The organism is Bacillus cereus group sp. N8, from assembly GCF_016483685.1.
GTDB lineage: Bacteria > Bacillota > Bacilli > Bacillales > Bacillaceae_G > Bacillus_A > Bacillus_A proteolyticus.
Genome location: NZ_JAEHBK010000123.1, coordinates 1 through 604, shown reverse-complemented (window position 1 = coordinate 604; position 604 = coordinate 1). Strand labels below are relative to the sequence as shown.

Below are 604 nucleotides of genomic sequence, written 5' to 3'. Positions count from 1 at the left end.
CACACCCATCAACTTAAGGGATATTTTTATACAAAATGCGATCTTTTCACGTAGTATTTTATTATCGTTTATAGATGTTATAAAAGTAGGCATATCAAATAAACCCTGACGGGTTTGAATTTTTTTACTATGCTACCTGATGAGTAGAAGTGGTATACTCATAGACAACACCCAAAATATCAAAGACTGTCTTTTTCTCGTATCGATGAGATTTTCGTCCGTTGTGCTGTAGGAGGTTAAACAGACGAAGGAGAACCTTTGATAGCTCTTGGGTGTTTTTGTTTAATGCTTGGTGAAAAAGTGAAAAATAATCTTTAATTATGTACATTGCTTTATATTCACTTAGCTCTTTCTGTTTCTTACGTAACAGGAGTTCTCTCATCTTAAACATTGTAGAAGAACATAATAGGATACTAATGAGTTGTCCATAAAGATGACATTCTAATCGCTCTTGTTTAATAGATTTACAACGATGAATTTGAAACCAGGATTTCCATATTTTAAATAACAGTTCAATTTGCCAACGTAGTGAATATAAATCATAGATTTTCTCTTTTGGTACCCATTCCGTAGGAATGTTTGTCATATATACCGTAATTCCTTG

General features: G+C 32.6%; 1 protein-coding gene. It reads right to left on the bottom strand.

Annotated elements, in window-relative coordinates:
* Nucleotides 1-127 precede the first annotated feature (127 nt).
* Nucleotides 128-604: transposase (locus JDS80_RS30680; protein WP_199640817.1), on the bottom strand; the 477-nt coding region annotated here is incomplete at its 5' end.